Below are 17,250 nucleotides of genomic sequence, written 5' to 3' on the forward strand. Positions count from 1 at the left end.
AATAAAACAATAATAAAATTAACCTAACAATTAGTATAAAACAAAATGGCAAAAGAAAAATTTGACCGCAGTAAGCCGCATTTAAATATCGGTACTATAGGTCACGTTGACCACGGTAAAACTACACTTACAGCAGCTATCACCAAGGTGTTAGCTGATGCAGGCTTCTCTGAAGCACGTTCATTTGATTCAATTGACTCTGCTCCAGAAGAAAAAGAAAGAGGTATCACCATTAATACTGCACACGTGGAGTATTCAACCGCTACCCGTCACTATGCTCACGTTGACTGTCCAGGTCACGCGGATTATGTGAAGAACATGGTTACAGGTGCTGCTCAAATGGATGGTGCTATCATCGTAGTTGCTGCTACTGATGGTCCTATGCCACAAACTCGTGAACACATCCTTCTTGCACGTCAGGTAGGTGTACCTTCATTAGTTGTTTTCATGAATAAAGTTGATATGGTTGACGATCCAGAATTACTTGAATTAGTAGAGATGGAAATTCGTGAATTATTAAGCTTCTATGAATTCCCTGGTGATGATATACCTGTAATTCAGGGTTCTGCATTAGGTGGATTAAATGGAGATGCTAAATGGGTTGGTAAAATCTTGGAATTAATGGAAGCAGTAGATAACTACATTCCAATTCCTCCACGTTTAACTGATCTTCCTTTCCTTATGCCAGTTGAAGACGTATTCTCGATCACTGGTCGTGGTACTGTAGCAACAGGACGTATTGAAAGAGGTGTTATTAACTCAAGTGAGCAAGTTGATATCTTAGGTATGGGTGCTGAAAACTTAAAATCTGTTGTTACAGGTGTTGAGATGTTCCGTAAGATCTTAGATAGAGGTGAGGCTGGTGACAACGTTGGACTTTTATTACGTGGTATTGAGAAGACTGATATCCGTCGTGGTATGGTTATCTGTAAGCCAGGTTCTGTAACTCCTCACACTGATTTCAAAGCTGAAATCTATGTATTGTCAAAAGCAGAAGGTGGACGTCACACTCCATTCTTTAACAAATATCGTCCACAATTCTACTTCCGTACAACAGATGTTACTGGTGAGATCACTCTTGCTGAAGGTGTAGAAATGGTTATGCCAGGTGATAACGTTACAATCAGTGTTAAATTGATTAACGCAATCGCAATGGAAAAAGGACTTCGTTTCGCAATCCGTGAGGGTGGTAGAACTGTAGGTGCCGGACAAGTTACTGAAATTGTAAAATAAGCAATTTCTTATAAGGTTAATTCGATAACATAAGTCCCTTTGTGGACTTATGTTTTCTTATAATACACGGGCTTGGTTTATATATGTTTTAATATAAACCCTTTAAATAATAAACGGGAATAGTTCAATGGTAGAATAGAGGTCTCCAAAACCTTTGATCAGGGTTCGAATCCTTGTTCCCGTGCTTACGCTAAATGTACAATGGCTAACGTAGTAGAGTTTTTAAAAGAATCATATACAGAAATGACCCAGAAGGTTACATGGCCTACTTGGGTTGAATTACAAAATTCAGCTGTATTGGTATTGATAGCATCGATAATAATTTCACTAGTGATTTTAGCTATGGATGAGACTGCTGGTAATGCGTTGAAGATGTTTTATAAATCTCTTGCATAATTAAAGCAAATGAGCGATCAATTAAAGTGGTATGTAGTACGTGCTGTTAGTGGCAAGGAAAAGAAGGTTAAGCAGTATTTAGAGGCTGAAGTGAACCGCTTAGGTATTTCACATCTATTGCCTCAAGTATTGATTCCTATGGAAAAGTACTACCAGATGAAAGAAGGAAAGAAAATTGCTAAAGAACGCAATTTTTATCCTGGATATGTTCTAATTGAGGCTGCTTTAGATGGTGAATTAGAGCATGTTATTAAAGGTATAAACAGTGTAATAGGATTTCTTGGTGATAAGGGTGGCAATGCTGTTCCAATGAGAGCTGCTGAAGTTAACCGTATCCTTGGTAAGGTTGATGAAATGGCCGAACAAGGTGAATCAATGAATGTTCCTTATTATGTTGGTGAGAATGTAAAAGTGATGGATGGGCCGTTTAGCGGGTTTACCGGTGTTATTGAAGAGGTAAATGAAGAGAAGAAGAAACTTAAGGTAATGGTTAAAATCTTCGGTAGAAGAACACCACTTGAGTTGAATTATATGCAGGTTGAGAAAGAATAGATAATAGATTTGAGACATTAGACAATAGATTTGAGACATTAGACAATAGATTTGAGACAATAAACGATATATTTTAAGACCCTATGTTTTGTTCGTCTCATATCTCACATCTCATATCTCACATCTCATGAAAATCTTAAATGTTACATAGCTTCCACTACGAACATTGAGTTAAAAACAAATAAATTAAAATGGCAAAAGAAGTCGGTGCTTTAATAAAGTTACAGATCAAGGGCGGCGCTGCTAATCCATCTCCACCAGTTGGTCCCGCATTGGGAGCAAAAGGTGTTAACATCATGGAGTTTTGCAAGCAATTCAATGCACGTACCCAAGATAAGCCTGGTAAAGTTTTACCGGTTGTAATCACTGTCTATGTAGACAAGTCATTTGATTTTATCATTAAAACTCCACCAGTAGCTATCCAATTATTGGATGCAACAGGTTTAAAGAGTGGTTCTGCCGAGCCTAACCGTAAAAAGGTTTCTAGCGTTAGCTGGGATCAGGTTGAGAGCATTGCCAAAGATAAAATGACCGACTTGAATGCATTTACTGTCGAGTCAGCCATGAAAATGGTTGCAGGAACAGCACGCAGTATGGGAATTACCGTTAGCGGTGATGCACCCTGGAACAATTAATTATACAAAATCAGTTTAAGAAGTGGCTAGATTAACAAAAAATCAAAAATTGGCACATTCAAAAATTGAGGATGGTAAAGCATATACTTTAACTCAAGCTTCGGCTTTAGTAAAGGATATTACCACTACCAAATTTGATGCATCGGTTGATTTGGATATACGTTTAGGCGTAGATCCACGTAAAGCGAATCAAATGGTTAGAGGTATTGCTACACTACCTCATGGAACCGGTAAAACTGTCCGTGTTTTGGTACTTTGTACTCCTGATAAGGAAGCAGAGGCTAAAGCAGCTGGAGCAGATTTTGTTGGTTTAGATGAATATATTGCCAAAATAGAGGGTGGATGGACTGACGTTGATATCATTATTACCATGCCTAGTGTTATGGCTAAAGTAGGTAAGCTCGGCCGAGTTTTAGGTCCGCGTAACCTTATGCCTAATCCTAAGTCGGGAACAGTTACCCAAGATGTGGGTAAAGCAGTTACTGATGTTAAAGGTGGTAAGATTGATTTCAAAGTTGATAAAACAGGAATCATCCATACTTCGATCGGAAAGGTATCATTTGATGCTGAGAAAATTTATGAGAATGCGCTTGAAGTACTTCAAACCATATCAAAATTAAAACCATCAGCAGCAAAGGGAACTTATTTCAAGAGTATTCATATCTCTTCAACAATGAGTCCGGGAATCGAAATTGAAACTAAATCAGTAGCGGGAATCTAATCATGAGAAAAGAAGAAAAACACGAAGTTGTTCTTGCTTTAACAGAGACGATTGCTGAGTATGGTAATTTTTATATTACCGACACTGCAAACCTGTCTGTAGCAAAAGTAAATGATATTCGCCGCAAATGTTTCGAGAGTGGTATCAAAATGCAAGTTGCTAAAAATAAACTTATCAGAAAGGCTATGGAAGCCTCTGAAGGTGATTTTAGTGAAATGTTTGATGTACTTAAAGGATCTTCATCAATTTTATTCTCAAAGACAGCTAATGCTCCGGCAAAGTTGATTAAGCAATTGAGAAAATCTGGTGATAAGCCTGTACTAAAAGCTGCATATATTGATTCTGCAGTATTCATTGGCGACAATCAATTAGACGCGCTAGTTAACCTTAAATCTAAGGAACAATTGGTGGCAGATATTATTGCATTGCTACAATCTCCAGCTAAAAATGTTATTTCAGGCTTACAGTCTGGTGGTAATAAATTGGCAGGAATTGTTAAAACATTACAAGAAAGAGGTTAACGAACACCTACAAGTTCGAATAAATTATTAAAGTATTGAAATTTTAAAATTAAAATAAAATGGCAGATTTAAAATCGTTTGCTGAGCAATTAGTAAACTTAACAGTAAAAGAAGTTAACGAATTAGCTCAAATTCTTAAAGATGAGTATGGTATTGAGCCTGCAGCAGCAGCAGTAGCTGTAGCAGCAGTAGGTGGTGGTGGTGATGCACCAGCAGCAGCAGCTGAACAAACATCTTTCGATGTAATCTTGAAAGATGCTGGTGGTTCTAAATTAGGCGTTGTTAAGCTTGTAAAAGATCTTACTGGCCTAGGTTTGAAAGAAGCTAAAGATTTAGTTGACGGAGCACCAAAAGAAGTTAAGACTGGTGTTGATAAAGCTGAAGCAGAAGCTTTGAAAAAGCAGTTAGAAGAAGCTGGAGCTACTGTTGAGATTAAGTAATTCTTAACTCATAAATTATGGTTTAGACCCCGATTTTCGTCGGGGTCTATTTCCATTTGTATAATACCCATTTAAATGTATGACCTACATTGCCCTATTTTTGGCGTAAAAGGTCGAAGTTTATTTACTAAACTAAATTCTCAATCCCTTGGCAAACAAAATTAAGCACACCGAAAGAGTAAATTTTGCTACCAGTAAGCATGTGATGGATTATCCTGATTTCCTGGATGTTCAACTGCAATCTTTCAGGGAATTTTTTCAGCTTGAAACTACTTCCGACAACCGTCATCAAGAAGGTTTGTTTAAAGTTTTCTCTGAAAACTTTCCGATCTCTGACTCAAGAAACATTTTCGTTTTAGAATTTCTTGATTATTTCATTGATCCCCCACGTTATGATATACATGAATGTATAGAGCGTGGATTAACTTACAGTGTTCCATTAAAAGCAAAGCTTCGCTTATCTTGTAATGATGCAGAACACGAAGATTTTGAAACAATAGTTCAGGATGTTTATTTGGGTACAATCCCTTATATGACTCCGAAAGGAACTTTTGTCATAAATGGTGCTGAGCGTGTAATCGTTTCTCAATTACACCGTTCACCAGGAGTATTCTTCGGTCAGAGCCGTCATACAAATGGAACTAAATTGTATTCAGCCCGTGTAATTCCTTTTAAAGGATCTTGGATTGAATTTGCAACCGACGTAAATAACGTTATGTATGCATACATCGATCGTAAGAAAAAGTTTCCTGTTACCACATTATTACGTGCAATTGGTTATGATTCTGATAAAGACATCCTTGAATTATTCGAATTAGCGGATGAAGTTAAAGTTAGCAAATCAGGCTTGAAAAAAGCCGTAGGCCGTAAACTTGCAGCTAGAGTGCTCAAGAAATGGGTCGAAGATTTTGTTGATGAGGATACAGGTGAAGTTGTTTCAATTGATCGTAATGAGATCATCATGGAACGTGAAACCGTTTTAGAAGACGAACATATCGATATGATCATCGATGCTGGTGTAAAAACAATTATCCTTACCAAAGAGGATGCTGTAAACAGCGGTGATTATACCATTATATACAATACCTTACAAAAAGATACTTCTAACTCTGAGAAGGAAGCGGTAGAGCATATCTATCGTCAATTACGTAATGCTGAACCACCTGATGAAGAAACAGCTCGTGGTATCATTGATCGTTTATTCTTCTCTGATAAAAGATATGATCTTGGTGATGTAGGTCGCTACAGAATTAATCGTAAGCTTAAATTAACAACGCCTGTTGAGACAAAAGTTTTAACAAAGCAAGATATTATCGCTATAGTTAAATACCTGATTAAATTAATCAACTCTAAAGCTGAGGTGGATGATATTGATCACTTATCAAACCGTCGCGTTCGTACTGTTGGTGAGCAACTATATGCTCAGTTTGGTGTGGGTCTTGCACGTATGGCTCGTACCATTCGTGAAAGAATGAATATACGTGATAACGAAGTATTTACACCTACTGATCTTATTAATGCACGTACACTTTCTTCTGTGATTAACTCTTTCTTCGGAACTAATCAGTTATCACAGTTCATGGATCAAACCAATCCTCTTGCAGAAATTACGCACAAGCGTCGTCTTTCGGCATTAGGCCCTGGCGGACTATCACGTGAGCGTGCAGGTTTTGAGGTTCGTGACGTTCACTATACTCACTACGGTCGTTTATGTACTATTGAAACACCAGAGGGTCCAAACATTGGTTTGATTTCTTCTCTTTGTGTTCATGCTAAGATTAATAATCTTGGATTTATTGAAACTCCTTATCGTAAGGTTGAAAATGGTCGTGTCGTAGTTGAAGAACCTGTAATTTATCTTTCTGCCGAAGATGAAGAAGGTAAAACTATTGGTCAGGCTAATGCGGTTTACGATGATAAAGGTAATTTTGAAACCCCAAGTGTAAAAGCACGTTATGAGGGTGATTTCCCAATTATTGAGCCTAAGAAATTAGATTTAATGGATATCGCTCCTAACCAAATCACGTCTATTGCAGCGTCATTGATTCCTTTCTTGGAGCATGATGATGCTAACCGTGCCTTGATGGGATCAAACATGCAACGTCAAGCTGTTCCATTGTTACGCCCTGAGGCGCCAATAGTTGGAACCGGACTTGAAGGTCGCGTGGCACGTGATTCACGTACTCTAATCAATGCTGAAGGAAAAGGTGTTGTTGAATATGTTGATGCTAATGAAATTCGTATCCGTTACGAAAGAAATGAAGACGATGTTCTTGTATCTTTTGAGGGAGAAGTAAAATCATATCGCTTAATTAAGTTTAAGAAAACTAACCAGAGTACTTGTATCAACCTTAAACCTATCGTTAAGAAAGGCCAAAAAGTTGAAAAAGGACAAGTTCTTTGTGAGGGTTATGCTACACAGGATGGTGAATTAGCTTTAGGTAGAAACCTGAAAGTTGCCTTCATGCCTTGGCAAGGATTTAACTTTGAGGATGCGATTGTGATCTCTGAGCGTGTTGTTTCACAGGATATTTTCACTTCTTTACATATTGAAGAATTTGAATTAGAAGTTCGTGATACAAAGCGTGGTGAGGAAGAATTGACACCAGATATCCCTAACGTTTCTGAAGAAGCAACTAAAGATCTTGACGAAAACGGAATTATCCGTGTTGGAGCTGAGATTAAAGAAGGAGATATTTTGATCGGTAAAATCACTCCTAAGGGTGAGTCTGATCCATCGCCTGAAGAAAAACTTTTACGTGCAATCTTTGGAGACAAAGCAGGTGATGTAAAAGATGCTTCTTTAAAAACTCCTCCATCAATTCATGGAGTAGTTATCGATACCAAATTATTCTCACGTGCTAAGAAAACAACTAAACAAGAAGAGAAAGCTCTTATTGAGAAGTTAGATTCTAAGCATAATAAAGCAGTTAAGGAATTGAAAGATACCTTAATTGAGAAATTGTTCACAATTGTAAATGGTAAAACATCACAAGGAGTTTACAATGTTTATAAAGAGCTTTTAGTTGCTAAAGGTGTTAAATTCACCCAAAAGATTTTAACTGAGCTTGAATATGCAAATGTTAACCCTACAAAGTGGACAACCGACGAGGATAAAAATGAGTTAATCAAACAAACTCTTCACAATTACAACATTAAGTTGAATGAAGAGCTTGGAGCATATAAGCGCGATAAGTTCGCAATTAGTGTAGGAGATGAGCTTCCATCAGGAATTGTTCAAATGGCTAAAGTTTATGTAGCTAAAAAGCGTAAACTGAAAGTTGGAGATAAGATGGCTGGACGTCACGGAAACAAGGGTATTGTGGCTAGAATCGTTCGCGATGAAGACATGCCATTCCTTGAAGATGGAACGCCAGTAGATATCGTTCTTAACCCACTTGGTGTACCTTCACGTATGAACCTTGGACAAATTTATGAGACTGTTTTAGGATGGGCTGGTAAAGAACTTGGAATGAAGTTCGCGACTCCAATTTTCGATGGTGCATCTCATGATGAAGTTGAAGAATGGGTTGAAAAAGCAGGTATCCCTAAATCAGGAAGAACATATTTATACAATGGTTTAACTGGAGATCGTTTTGACCAACAGACAACAGTAGGTATTATCTACATGTTGAAATTAGGTCACATGGTTGATGATAAGATGCACGCTCGTTCAATCGGTCCATATTCATTAATTACACAACAACCATTGGGTGGTAAAGCTCAGTTTGGTGGTCAGCGTTTTGGTGAGATGGAGGTTTGGGCTCTGGAAGCATTCGGTGCTGCTAATATCCTTCAGGAAATCCTTACTGTTAAGTCGGATGATGTTGTAGGACGTGCAAAAACCTACGAAGCGATTGTAAAAGGTGAAAATCTTCCAACTCCATCAGTTCCAGAATCATTCAACGTATTGGTTCATGAATTAAGAGGTTTAGGTTTAGATATCACATTAGACTAATTAAGAAGAGAGCCGAAAGGGGAATTTAAAAAACGTGAAATACCGTCTTAAATTTTGCTTTCAGCTTTCATCTTTAAACTTATAAAGAGATATGTCTTACAAGAAAGATAATAAAATTAAAAGTAATTTCACTTCGATAACCATTAGTTTGGCTTCTCCAGAATCTATTTTGGAGCGTTCAAGTGGTGAAGTGTTAAAGCCGGAAACTATCAACTACCGGACTTACAAACCTGAGCGTGATGGCTTATTCTGCGAGCGTATTTTTGGTCCCGTGAAGGATTACGAATGTCATTGCGGAAAATACAAGCGTATTCGTTATAAAGGTATTGTCTGCGATCGCTGTGGTGTTGAAGTAACTGAAAAGAAAGTACGTCGTGAGCGTATGGGACACATTAATCTTGTGGTTCCTGTAGCACACATTTGGTATTTCCGTTCATTACCCAATAAAATCGGTTATTTATTAGGTTTACCTACTAAAAAGCTTGATTTAATCATTTACTATGAGCGTTATGTAGTAATTCAACCAGGCTTGAAAGAGGCTGATGGAATTCAAAAAATGGACTTCCTTACAGAAGAAGAGTATTTAGATATCCTAGATACCTTACCAAAGGAAAACCAATATCTTGATGATAATGATCCTCAGAAATTCATTGCTAAAATGGGTGCTGAAGCATTGCAGGATCTTTTAGGACGCTTAGACCTTGATCAGCAATCTTATGATCTTCGTCATCAAGCTGATACTGAAACATCACAGCAACGTAAAACAGAGGCTTTAAAACGACTTCAGGTTGTTGAAGCTTTCCGTGGTGCAAATACGAGAATTGAGAATAGTCCGGAGTGGATGATTGTTAAAATCGTTCCGGTTATTCCACCAGAATTACGTCCTTTAGTTCCATTGGAAGGTGGTCGTTTCGCTACCTCAGATTTAAATGATCTTTACCGTCGTGTAATTATTCGTAATAATCGTTTGAAGCGTTTGATTGAAATCAAAGCTCCAGAGGTAATTTTACGTAACGAGAAGCGTATGCTTCAGGAATCTGTAGATTCATTATTCGACAATTCACGTAAAGTAAATGCTGTTAAAACTGAAGGTAATCGCGCATTAAAATCTCTTTCAGACATTCTGAAAGGTAAGCAAGGTCGTTTCCGTCAAAACTTATTAGGTAAGCGTGTGGATTATTCAGCACGTTCCGTAATTGTTGTGGGACCGAACTTGAAATTGCATGAGTGCGGTTTACCTAAAGATATGGCAGCTGAGCTGTTCAAACCATTCATCATTCGTAAAATGATTGAAAGAGGAGTGGTTAAAACTGTAAAATCTGCTAAAAAGATTGTAGATCGTAAAGATCCAATCGTTTGGGATATTCTAGAAAATGTATTGAAAGGCCACCCAGTTTTATTAAACCGTGCTCCTACATTACACCGTTTAGGTATTCAGTCTTTCCAACCGAAATTAGTTGAAGGTAAAGCAATTCAATTACACCCATTAGTATGTACGGCATTCAACGCGGATTTTGACGGTGACCAGATGGCGGTGCATTTACCATTAGGTAATGCTGCAATTTTGGAAGCCCAAATGTTAATGCTTGCATCTCATAATATCTTAAACCCTGCAAATGGTACTCCAATCACAGTACCTTCACAAGACATGGTTTTGGGTCTTTACTATATTACTAAAGGCCGTAGAACTGATGAAACTCGTGTTGTATTAGGGCAAGATCAAACTTTCTATTCTCCTGAAGAGGTTATTATCGCTTACAATGAGCGTAAAATTGACCTACATGCATTTATTAAGGTTAAAGCCTTTTCGAAAGAAAAAGATGGAAGTTTAGTTAAGAAAATAATTGAAACTACTGTTGGACGTGTTCTCTTTAATCAAAGAGTTCCAGAAGAAGTAGGTTATATCAATGAATTGCTTACTAAGAAATCTCTTCGTGATATTATTGGTGATGTTGTAAAAAACACTGGTATGGCACGTGCAGCACAGTTCCTTGATGATATCAAAGAATTAGGTTTCCAAATGGCATTCCAAGGTGGACTTTCATTTAATCTTCAGGATCTAAACATTCCTGCTGAAAAGTCGCACTTAATTGAACAAGCAACTAAAGAAGTTGAAGAAGTAATGAATAACTATAATATGGGATTCATTACCAACAACGAACGATACAACCAAATTATCGATATCTGGACTCGTATCAATAACCGTCTTACTGCCAATGTAATGAACCAGCTTTCGAGCGATAATCAAGGCTTCAATTCGGTTTATATGATGCTTGATTCTGGAGCTCGTGGTTCTAAGGAGCAGATTCGTCAGCTATGCGGAATGCGTGGTTTGATGGCTAAGCCTCAAAAATCAGGTTCAGGTGGTGAGATTATTGAAAACCCAATCTTATCAAACTTTAAAGAAGGATTATCGGTATTAGAGTACTTTATCTCTACACACGGTGCTCGTAAAGGTTTGGCGGATACGGCATTAAAGACTGCCGATGCTGGTTACTTAACTCGTCGTTTGCATGATGTTGCCCAAGATATGATTGTGGGTGAGCCTGATTGTGGAACATTAAGAGGAATCTATACCACTGCATTAAAGGATAATGAAGATATTGTTGAACCTTTATACGACAGAATTTTAGGTAGAACTAGTTTACATGATGTATACGATCCATTAACTAATGAATTGTTAGTTTCTGCTGGTGAAGATATCGAAGAAGATGTAGCTGTTAAAATTGAAAATTCACCTCTTGAGGGAATTGAGATTCGTTCAGTACTTACTTGCGAAAGTAAGCGTGGTGTTTGTGCTCTTTGCTACGGACGTAACCTTGCAACAGGTAAACGAGTGCAAATGGGTGAGGCTGTTGGTGTAATTGCCGCTCAATCTATTGGAGAGCCTGGAACACAGTTAACATTACGTACCTTCCACGTGGGTGGTACTGCATCTAACATTGCTGCGGAATCACAAATCAATGCTAAGTTTGATGGTGTAATTGAGTTTGAAAATGTTAGAACTGTAAGTCACGAAACACCAGAAGGAACTCTTGAGGTTGTTTTAGGACGTTCTGGTGAATTCCGAATTGTTGAGCCGGGTACTAACAAAATGATCATGGCAAATAACATTCCTTACGGTGCATACTTGTACGTTAAGGATGGAGCTAAGATTTCTAAAGGCGACAAAATTTGTAGCTGGGATCCATATAATGCGGTTATTATTTCTGAATTTGAAGGTAAAGCTGAATTTGAAGCAATCATTGAGGGAGTTACCTTCCGTGAAGAATCGGATGAGCAAACTGGACACAGAGAAAAGGTTATTATTGATACCCGTGATAAAACTAAAAACCCAGTTATTCGTGTAGCGGATAAAAAAGGTAATGGTATCAAAGGTTATAACATTCCAGTAGGTGCTCACATTGCAGTTGAAGAGAATGAAAAAGTAAAAATCGGTCAGATTATTGCTAAGATCCCTCGTTCTACAGGCAAAACAAGAGATATCACCGGTGGTTTACCTCGTGTAACGGAATTATTTGAAGCACGTAACCCTTCAAATCCAGCTGTTGTAACAGAAATCGATGGTGTTGTAACCTTAGGTGGTGTTAAGCGTGGTAATCGTGAAATGTCTATCGAGTCGAAAGATGGTCAAGTTAAGAAATATCTTGTTCCATTGTCTAAGCACATTCTTGTACAAGATAATGACTTCGTAAAAGCGGGTATGCCATTATCCGATGGTTCAATTTCTCCTGCTGATATCTTGTCTATTAAAGGACCAGCAGCAGTTCAAGAATATCTTGTTAATGGTATTCAGGAAGTTTACCGTCTTCAGGGTGTGAAGATTAATGATAAACACTTTGAAACTATCGTTCATCAAATGATGCAGAAAGTGATGATTGAAGATGCTGGAGATACTCGTTTCCTTGAAAAGGAATTGGTTGATCGTTGGGATTTCCAATTAGAAAATGATGAAATCTATGATAAGCGTGTGGTTGTTGAGCCAGGTGATTCACCGAACTTGAAAGCTGGTCAAATTATTTCTGTACGTAAATTAAGAGATGAGAATTCAGTTCTTAAACGTAAAGATTTGAGACTTGTTGAAACTCGTGATGCAATTGCAGCTACTTCTAGTCAAATGTTGCAGGGTATTACTCGTGCTTCATTGGGTACTAAATCGTTTATTTCTGCGGCTTCCTTCCAGGAAACTACCAAAGTATTGAATGAAGCAGCGATTAGCGGTAAGCGTGACAACTTATTAGGCTTGAAAGAAAACGTGATCGTAGGTCACTTAATTCCTTCAGGAACTGGATTACGTCAATACGAGCGTATCATCGTTGGTTCTCAAGAAGAATACGATAAATTACTAGCTTCTAAACAAGAAGAAGTAGAGGCTTAATTCTCACTAATTTTAATAAAAAAGTCCTTCTGAAATAGACTGCCCCCAAAAAGTTAGACACTTAATGGGGGCATTTTTATGAATAAACGAATCAAGTACGATTACAAATTTAGGCTTCAATGTGTTGAAGCGGTAGTTAAAAACAACCGTTCAGTAAGTTCAATTGCTGAAGAAAAAGGGATAGAGCGTTCCAACCTTAGACTATGGCTAGGATTTTACCGTCAGTTTGGGAAAGAAGGTTTAAAAGCTAGGAATTATCAATACTACGATATATCCTATAAGTTAAAAGTGATACAAACTATTGAGAAGGAACTTTTATCTTTACAAGAGGCTTGTGTCCGTTTTGAAATACCTGCCATGTCGACAATCACAAGTTGGCAAAGGGCGTATGAATCAGAAGGTATACAAGGCTTAAATAATAAACCAAAAGGTCGTCCACCTAAGATGAAACCACCCATTAAACGTAAAGCAAGAAAGTCTTCAAAACCTTTAACACGTGAAGAAGAGTTGTTGGAGGAGAATGAATACTTAAGAGCAGAAAATGCCTTGCTAAAAAAGCTCCAAGCCTTAGTTCAAGCAGACAAAAAGCAAAAGCCATAATAGAACTAAGGCATCAACACAATTTGGCAACACTCCTCAAGTGCGTTAAAATGGCCAGGAGTAGTTTTTATTACTATGCAAAGCAGGGCTCAGAGGATAAGTATACAGAAGTTAAAAAAGAGATTGAGCGTGTTTATCACAACCATAAAGGCAGGCTTGGTTATAGGCGTATCACGATGCTACTTCGTCAAAGTGGATTAACCATAAACCACAAGACTGTTTTTCGTTTGATGGGTAGCTTAAAACTAAAAAGTTTGATAAGAAGAAAGAAGTATAAATCCTATAAAGGTGAACAAGGAAGAATAGCACCAAATATTTTGGACAGATCTTTTAAAGCAAAACGACCTAATCAAAAATGGACAACCGATGTAACTGAGTTCAATGTTTTAGGTAAGAAACTTTATTTATCACCCGTTTTAGACTTATACAACCAAGAAATAATAAGCCATGAGCTATCGGAACGTCCTGACTTTAAAAGTATCATGAGCATGCTAGAAAAAGCGTTAAAGAAGACAGATAAATCTAAATCACTACTAATGCACTCAGACCAGGGCTGGCAATACCAAATGAAACAATACCAGTTTGTATTAAAACAAAATGGCATCAAACAAAGTATGTCAAGAAAAGGAAATTGTTTAGACAATGCCGTAATGGAGAACTTCTTTGGAACACTAAAGTCAGAACTGTTTTATCTGAACAAATATGAATCAATTACTCACCTAAAAAAAGAGATAAATGAATATATCAAATACTACAACCATGACAGAATCAAGCTTAATCTAAATGGAATGAGCCCGGTACAATACCGAGCTCATCACTTTAAAACTTAATTATTAAATTCGTCCAACTTTTGGGGTTCAGTCCAAAAAGAAGGACTTTTTTATTTTACAAAAAATAAGTCCATAATTCATAACTTTATACCATGGAAGAAAATAATATCGATAATCAATTAAATATTGAGCTTTCTGAAGAGGTTGCAGAAGGTATTTACTCAAATCTAGCTGTAATCACACATTCTAACACCGAATTTGTTTTAGATTTTATTAGGGTAATGCCTGGTGTGCCTAAAGCACGCGTGAAATCAAGAATTGTACTTACCCCAGAGCACGCAAAACGATTTTTAATTGCTCTTGAGGAGAATATTGAAAAATTTGAGGCTATAAATGGCCGTATTAAAATTAATGAAGGTCAACCGGGAATTCCAATGAATTTTGGAGGACCTACAGCACAAGCCTAATTGAGAAAACATTTCAAGAAGTTAGTTTTTGGAAGTCAAGATGCTGATAAGGTCAAATCACCTCCTTCAAGCCATTACTTCAAAGAAATTAAAAATGTATGGGAAAATTCTCATTATCAAGATTTTGGTATTGAGCGCTTATTCCGGCTGTTTTTAGTTACTTCTAAGCTTCTATTTCCTGGAATTTATATTAAAGTGCTCACTAGAAATCTGACTATTCAATCAAGAAAGCTTTTTGGTGAATTATATGTTGTTTTTAAAACAGCGTTGCCATTTATTATGCTTTACTATAATCTTTGGCACTATCAATGGCTCTATATTTTTAATATTTATCTGCTTTTAGAGACTTTTTTGTATGTTTTTTACAAGATTTTTTTGCCAGAGCATAATAGAGAAAAATTGATTAACAGGTCTGTTATTCTGTTATTTTTTAATTTTTTTGAGTTGATAGCCTCTTTCGGAGTTATTTATGCTGCAGGAAATTATCTTAACATGCCTATTAACAGTTGGGTTGATGCATTGTATTTTAGTTTTATAACAGGAGTTACTATTGGTTATGGTGATTTTTATCCAATAAACGAGACGGGTAAAATATTAGTTATACTTCAGATAATCAGTACTATATCTTTTCTTTTCTTGTTCTTTAATTTCTTTGCTCCAAGAGCTCAAGATTCTAATCAATGGAATTCAGATACTGAATAATAGCTTCAAATTGATTTGGAGCAAACCATTTGATGTCATCTGATTTATTGAACCAAGTTAATTGCCTTTTTGCAAATCTTCTTGTATTTTGTTTTATCTTTTCGATGGCTTCATCACGACTATATTTGCCATCCAAGAAATCAAATATTTCTGAATATCCTACGCTATTTAAGGCATTTAAATGCTGGTAAGTTTTTAGGCTTTCAACTTCCTCAAACAAACCATTTATAACCATTTCATCTACACGTAAATTTATTCGCTGATATAATTCTTCCCGATCGTCATTTAAACCAATTTTAATAATATTAAATGGCCTTTGTTTCTTGTTATTAGTACGTAATGATGAATATGTTTTACCAGTACTTTGATAAACTTCTAGGGCTCTGATTATTCGTTGTGGGTTGTTTAAATCTACTTGAGCAAAATATTCAGGATCAACGGTCTTTAATTTATCTTGTAGAAAAGTGATTCCATTTTCTACGAATTGTTTATTGAGTTTTTCTCTCACTTCCTCTGATGCTACGGGCAGGGGATCAAATCCGTAACAAACGGCATTTATAAATAAACCGGAGCCACCAACCATAATAACTTCATTATGATTAATAAACAAATCATTAATTATTTTTATAGATTCTTTTTCGAAATCACCCGCATTGAATTGATTTAAAACTGAATGACTATCGATTAGATGATGTTTTGCGGCTTTTAGCTCTTCTATCGATGGCTTGGCAGTACCAATGCTCATTTCCTTGTAAAACTGCCTTGAATCGGCAGAAATTATCTCCGTTTTATAGTATTGAGCTAATTTAATTGCCAATGCTGTTTTACCAATTGCAGTTGGTCCTGCAATAATAATTAGTGTTTTATTCATTGGTAAAGCGCTATTTGGCGATTAGATATTAATAATCGTCCTTTTGGATATCTTCAGAATCATAAGAATCATCATCAGAAAACTCATCCATGAATTCATCTTTTTCATCTTCTTCATCTTCAGATGCACTATTTATGCCCATTTCAGTCATTTCTTCTAAATCCTCTGTATCTTCTGGTTGAAAATCTAGTTCATTTAGGAAATCAAAATCATCGGATATTGCTGCTTTTGCAACCGGAGGAATAATGACGCTGCCCGCCATTTTGGGTGCCTCCCCAAGACTTCTAAATACGCATGGATACGTCTTCCCTGATTCTTCTTCAAGAAGGATTTTAACTAGTTCAACATGAAAATCATATGGTCTGTCGAAATTATAGGTATAATAGAATTTTTGATGAGGATCATCTATAAAATTGCTTAGCTTCGAGTTTTCCATGCTAGCTACACCATTGTTTATTTTGCGTTGGTTGGGTAGGAAGGCAATTTCTTCGCTTTTTTTCCATTGATCATTACTCACATAAAATGAGGACGATAATTCAGGATTATATCCTGTTGATTTGTGGATAGCACGATGGAGGTCTTCAAATGTCTGATTTGATTTGATATCTATATCTCTCTCAATATCATCATAGTCCTCAAAGGAAACCTTAAATCTATAAATTGCCATTTTTTTATTCTAAATATTTTACAAAAATACTATTTGAAAAGAAGTTTGTGATTTTTATTGAAATTTTGTGTTAATCTTTCTTTAAACAATTGGAATTAGTCCGAGATCTTTACCTTTTTGTATCATAAATTCATAAGCTTCTTCTCTTGAGTTTTTTATTTCTCCTTCAAGAATAGCTTCTCTAATTTGATTTTTAATGATTCCAACACTTTTGCCAGCGCTCAAATTAAAAGCCTTCATTATGTCTTCACCACTAACAGGAGGTTGCCAGTTTCTAAGCTGATCACTTTCCTCCACATCTTTCAATTTTTGTTTTACAAGGTCAAAATTACGGCGGTA

At 36.7% G+C, this 17,250-nt stretch carries 14 protein-coding genes, 1 tRNA gene and 1 pseudogene; 13 read left to right on the top strand and 3 right to left on the bottom strand.

The window, feature by feature from the left end:
* Window positions 1-45: 45 nt before the first annotated feature.
* The 13 genes from tuf to ACIQ0D_RS03145 all read left to right on the top strand — a co-directional run bounded on the left by tuf (window position 46) and on the right by ACIQ0D_RS03145 (window position 15,373).
* Window positions 46-1,233: an elongation factor Tu gene (tuf, locus tag ACIQ0D_RS03085; RefSeq protein WP_395802999.1), complete on the top strand. Its 1,188-nt coding sequence runs from the start codon at window positions 46-48 to the stop codon at window positions 1,231-1,233.
* 113 nt (window positions 1,234-1,346) lie between these two features.
* Window positions 1,347-1,417 (top strand) — tRNA-Trp (locus ACIQ0D_RS03090).
* Between the two features lie 17 nt (window positions 1,418-1,434).
* Complete coding sequence (gene secE / locus ACIQ0D_RS03095; protein WP_291402866.1) at window positions 1,435-1,629, top strand: preprotein translocase subunit SecE; 195 nt, start codon at window positions 1,435-1,437, stop codon at window positions 1,627-1,629.
* Window positions 1,630-1,638: 9 nt separating this feature from the next.
* Window positions 1,639-2,181 (top strand): transcription termination/antitermination protein NusG, encoded by a 543-nt coding sequence (gene nusG, locus ACIQ0D_RS03100; RefSeq protein WP_291402861.1) that lies wholly within the window; start codon window positions 1,639-1,641, stop codon window positions 2,179-2,181.
* A 191-nt stretch (window positions 2,182-2,372) separates the two neighbouring features.
* Window positions 2,373-2,816: a 50S ribosomal protein L11 gene (rplK, locus tag ACIQ0D_RS03105; RefSeq protein ID WP_090700873.1), complete on the top strand. Its 444-nt coding sequence runs from the start codon at window positions 2,373-2,375 to the stop codon at window positions 2,814-2,816.
* Window positions 2,817-2,838: 22 nt separating this feature from the next.
* A complete protein-coding gene (gene rplA / locus ACIQ0D_RS03110; protein WP_291402856.1) occupies window positions 2,839-3,537 on the top strand; it encodes a 50S ribosomal protein L1 in 699 nt (232 codons plus the stop codon).
* Window positions 3,538-3,539: 2 nt separating this feature from the next.
* Window positions 3,540-4,058, top strand: a complete 519-nt coding sequence (gene rplJ, locus ACIQ0D_RS03115) for a 50S ribosomal protein L10 (protein ID WP_395803001.1) — start codon at window positions 3,540-3,542, stop codon at window positions 4,056-4,058.
* Between the two features lie 59 nt (window positions 4,059-4,117).
* On the top strand, window positions 4,118-4,498 hold the full coding sequence (gene rplL, locus ACIQ0D_RS03120) for a 50S ribosomal protein L7/L12 (RefSeq protein WP_291402852.1): 381 nt from the start codon (window positions 4,118-4,120) through the stop codon (window positions 4,496-4,498).
* 148 nt (window positions 4,499-4,646) lie between these two features.
* Window positions 4,647-8,456: a DNA-directed RNA polymerase subunit beta gene (gene rpoB, locus ACIQ0D_RS03125; RefSeq protein WP_395803003.1), complete on the top strand. Its 3,810-nt coding sequence runs from the start codon at window positions 4,647-4,649 to the stop codon at window positions 8,454-8,456.
* A gap of 91 nt (window positions 8,457-8,547) precedes the next feature.
* Entirely contained in the window at window positions 8,548-12,834 is a 4,287-nt protein-coding gene (gene rpoC, locus ACIQ0D_RS03130) for a DNA-directed RNA polymerase subunit beta' (RefSeq protein ID WP_395803005.1), read from the top strand.
* Between the two features lie 78 nt (window positions 12,835-12,912).
* Window positions 12,913-14,264, top strand: a protein-coding gene (locus tag ACIQ0D_RS03135; RefSeq protein ID WP_395803007.1) for an IS3 family transposase whose coding sequence is annotated in 2 segments (ribosomal slippage) — window positions 12,913-13,396 and window positions 13,396-14,264 — 1,353 coding nt in all. Because the reading frame shifts where the segments join, the coding sequence is not laid out codon by codon here.
* Between the two features lie 92 nt (window positions 14,265-14,356).
* Window positions 14,357-14,671 (top strand): DUF3467 domain-containing protein, encoded by a 315-nt coding sequence (locus ACIQ0D_RS03140; RefSeq protein WP_291402846.1) that lies wholly within the window; start codon window positions 14,357-14,359, stop codon window positions 14,669-14,671.
* Entirely contained in the window at window positions 14,672-15,373 is a 702-nt protein-coding gene (locus ACIQ0D_RS03145; RefSeq protein ID WP_395803009.1) for an ion channel, read from the top strand.
* On the opposite strand, the gene miaA is transcribed toward ACIQ0D_RS03145, so the two are convergent.
* The 3 genes and pseudogenes from miaA to ACIQ0D_RS03160 form a co-directional block, all read right to left on the bottom strand.
* Window positions 15,345-16,244: a tRNA (adenosine(37)-N6)-dimethylallyltransferase MiaA gene (miaA, locus tag ACIQ0D_RS03150; protein WP_395803011.1), complete on the bottom strand. Its 900-nt coding sequence runs from the start codon at window positions 16,242-16,244 to the stop codon at window positions 15,345-15,347. The genes ACIQ0D_RS03145 and miaA overlap by 29 nt on opposite strands.
* Window positions 16,245-16,272: 28 nt before the next feature.
* A complete protein-coding gene (locus ACIQ0D_RS03155; RefSeq protein ID WP_395803013.1) occupies window positions 16,273-16,911 on the bottom strand; it encodes a hypothetical protein in 639 nt (212 codons plus the stop codon).
* An 81-nt stretch (window positions 16,912-16,992) separates the two neighbouring features.
* Window positions 16,993-17,250 (bottom strand): annotated as a pseudogene (locus tag ACIQ0D_RS03160) (tRNA nucleotidyltransferase); the annotation flags it as partial.

It is taken from the genome of Daejeonella sp. (assembly GCF_044342615.1).
In the GTDB taxonomy this organism is placed as follows: Bacteria; Bacteroidota; Bacteroidia; order Sphingobacteriales; family Sphingobacteriaceae; genus Daejeonella.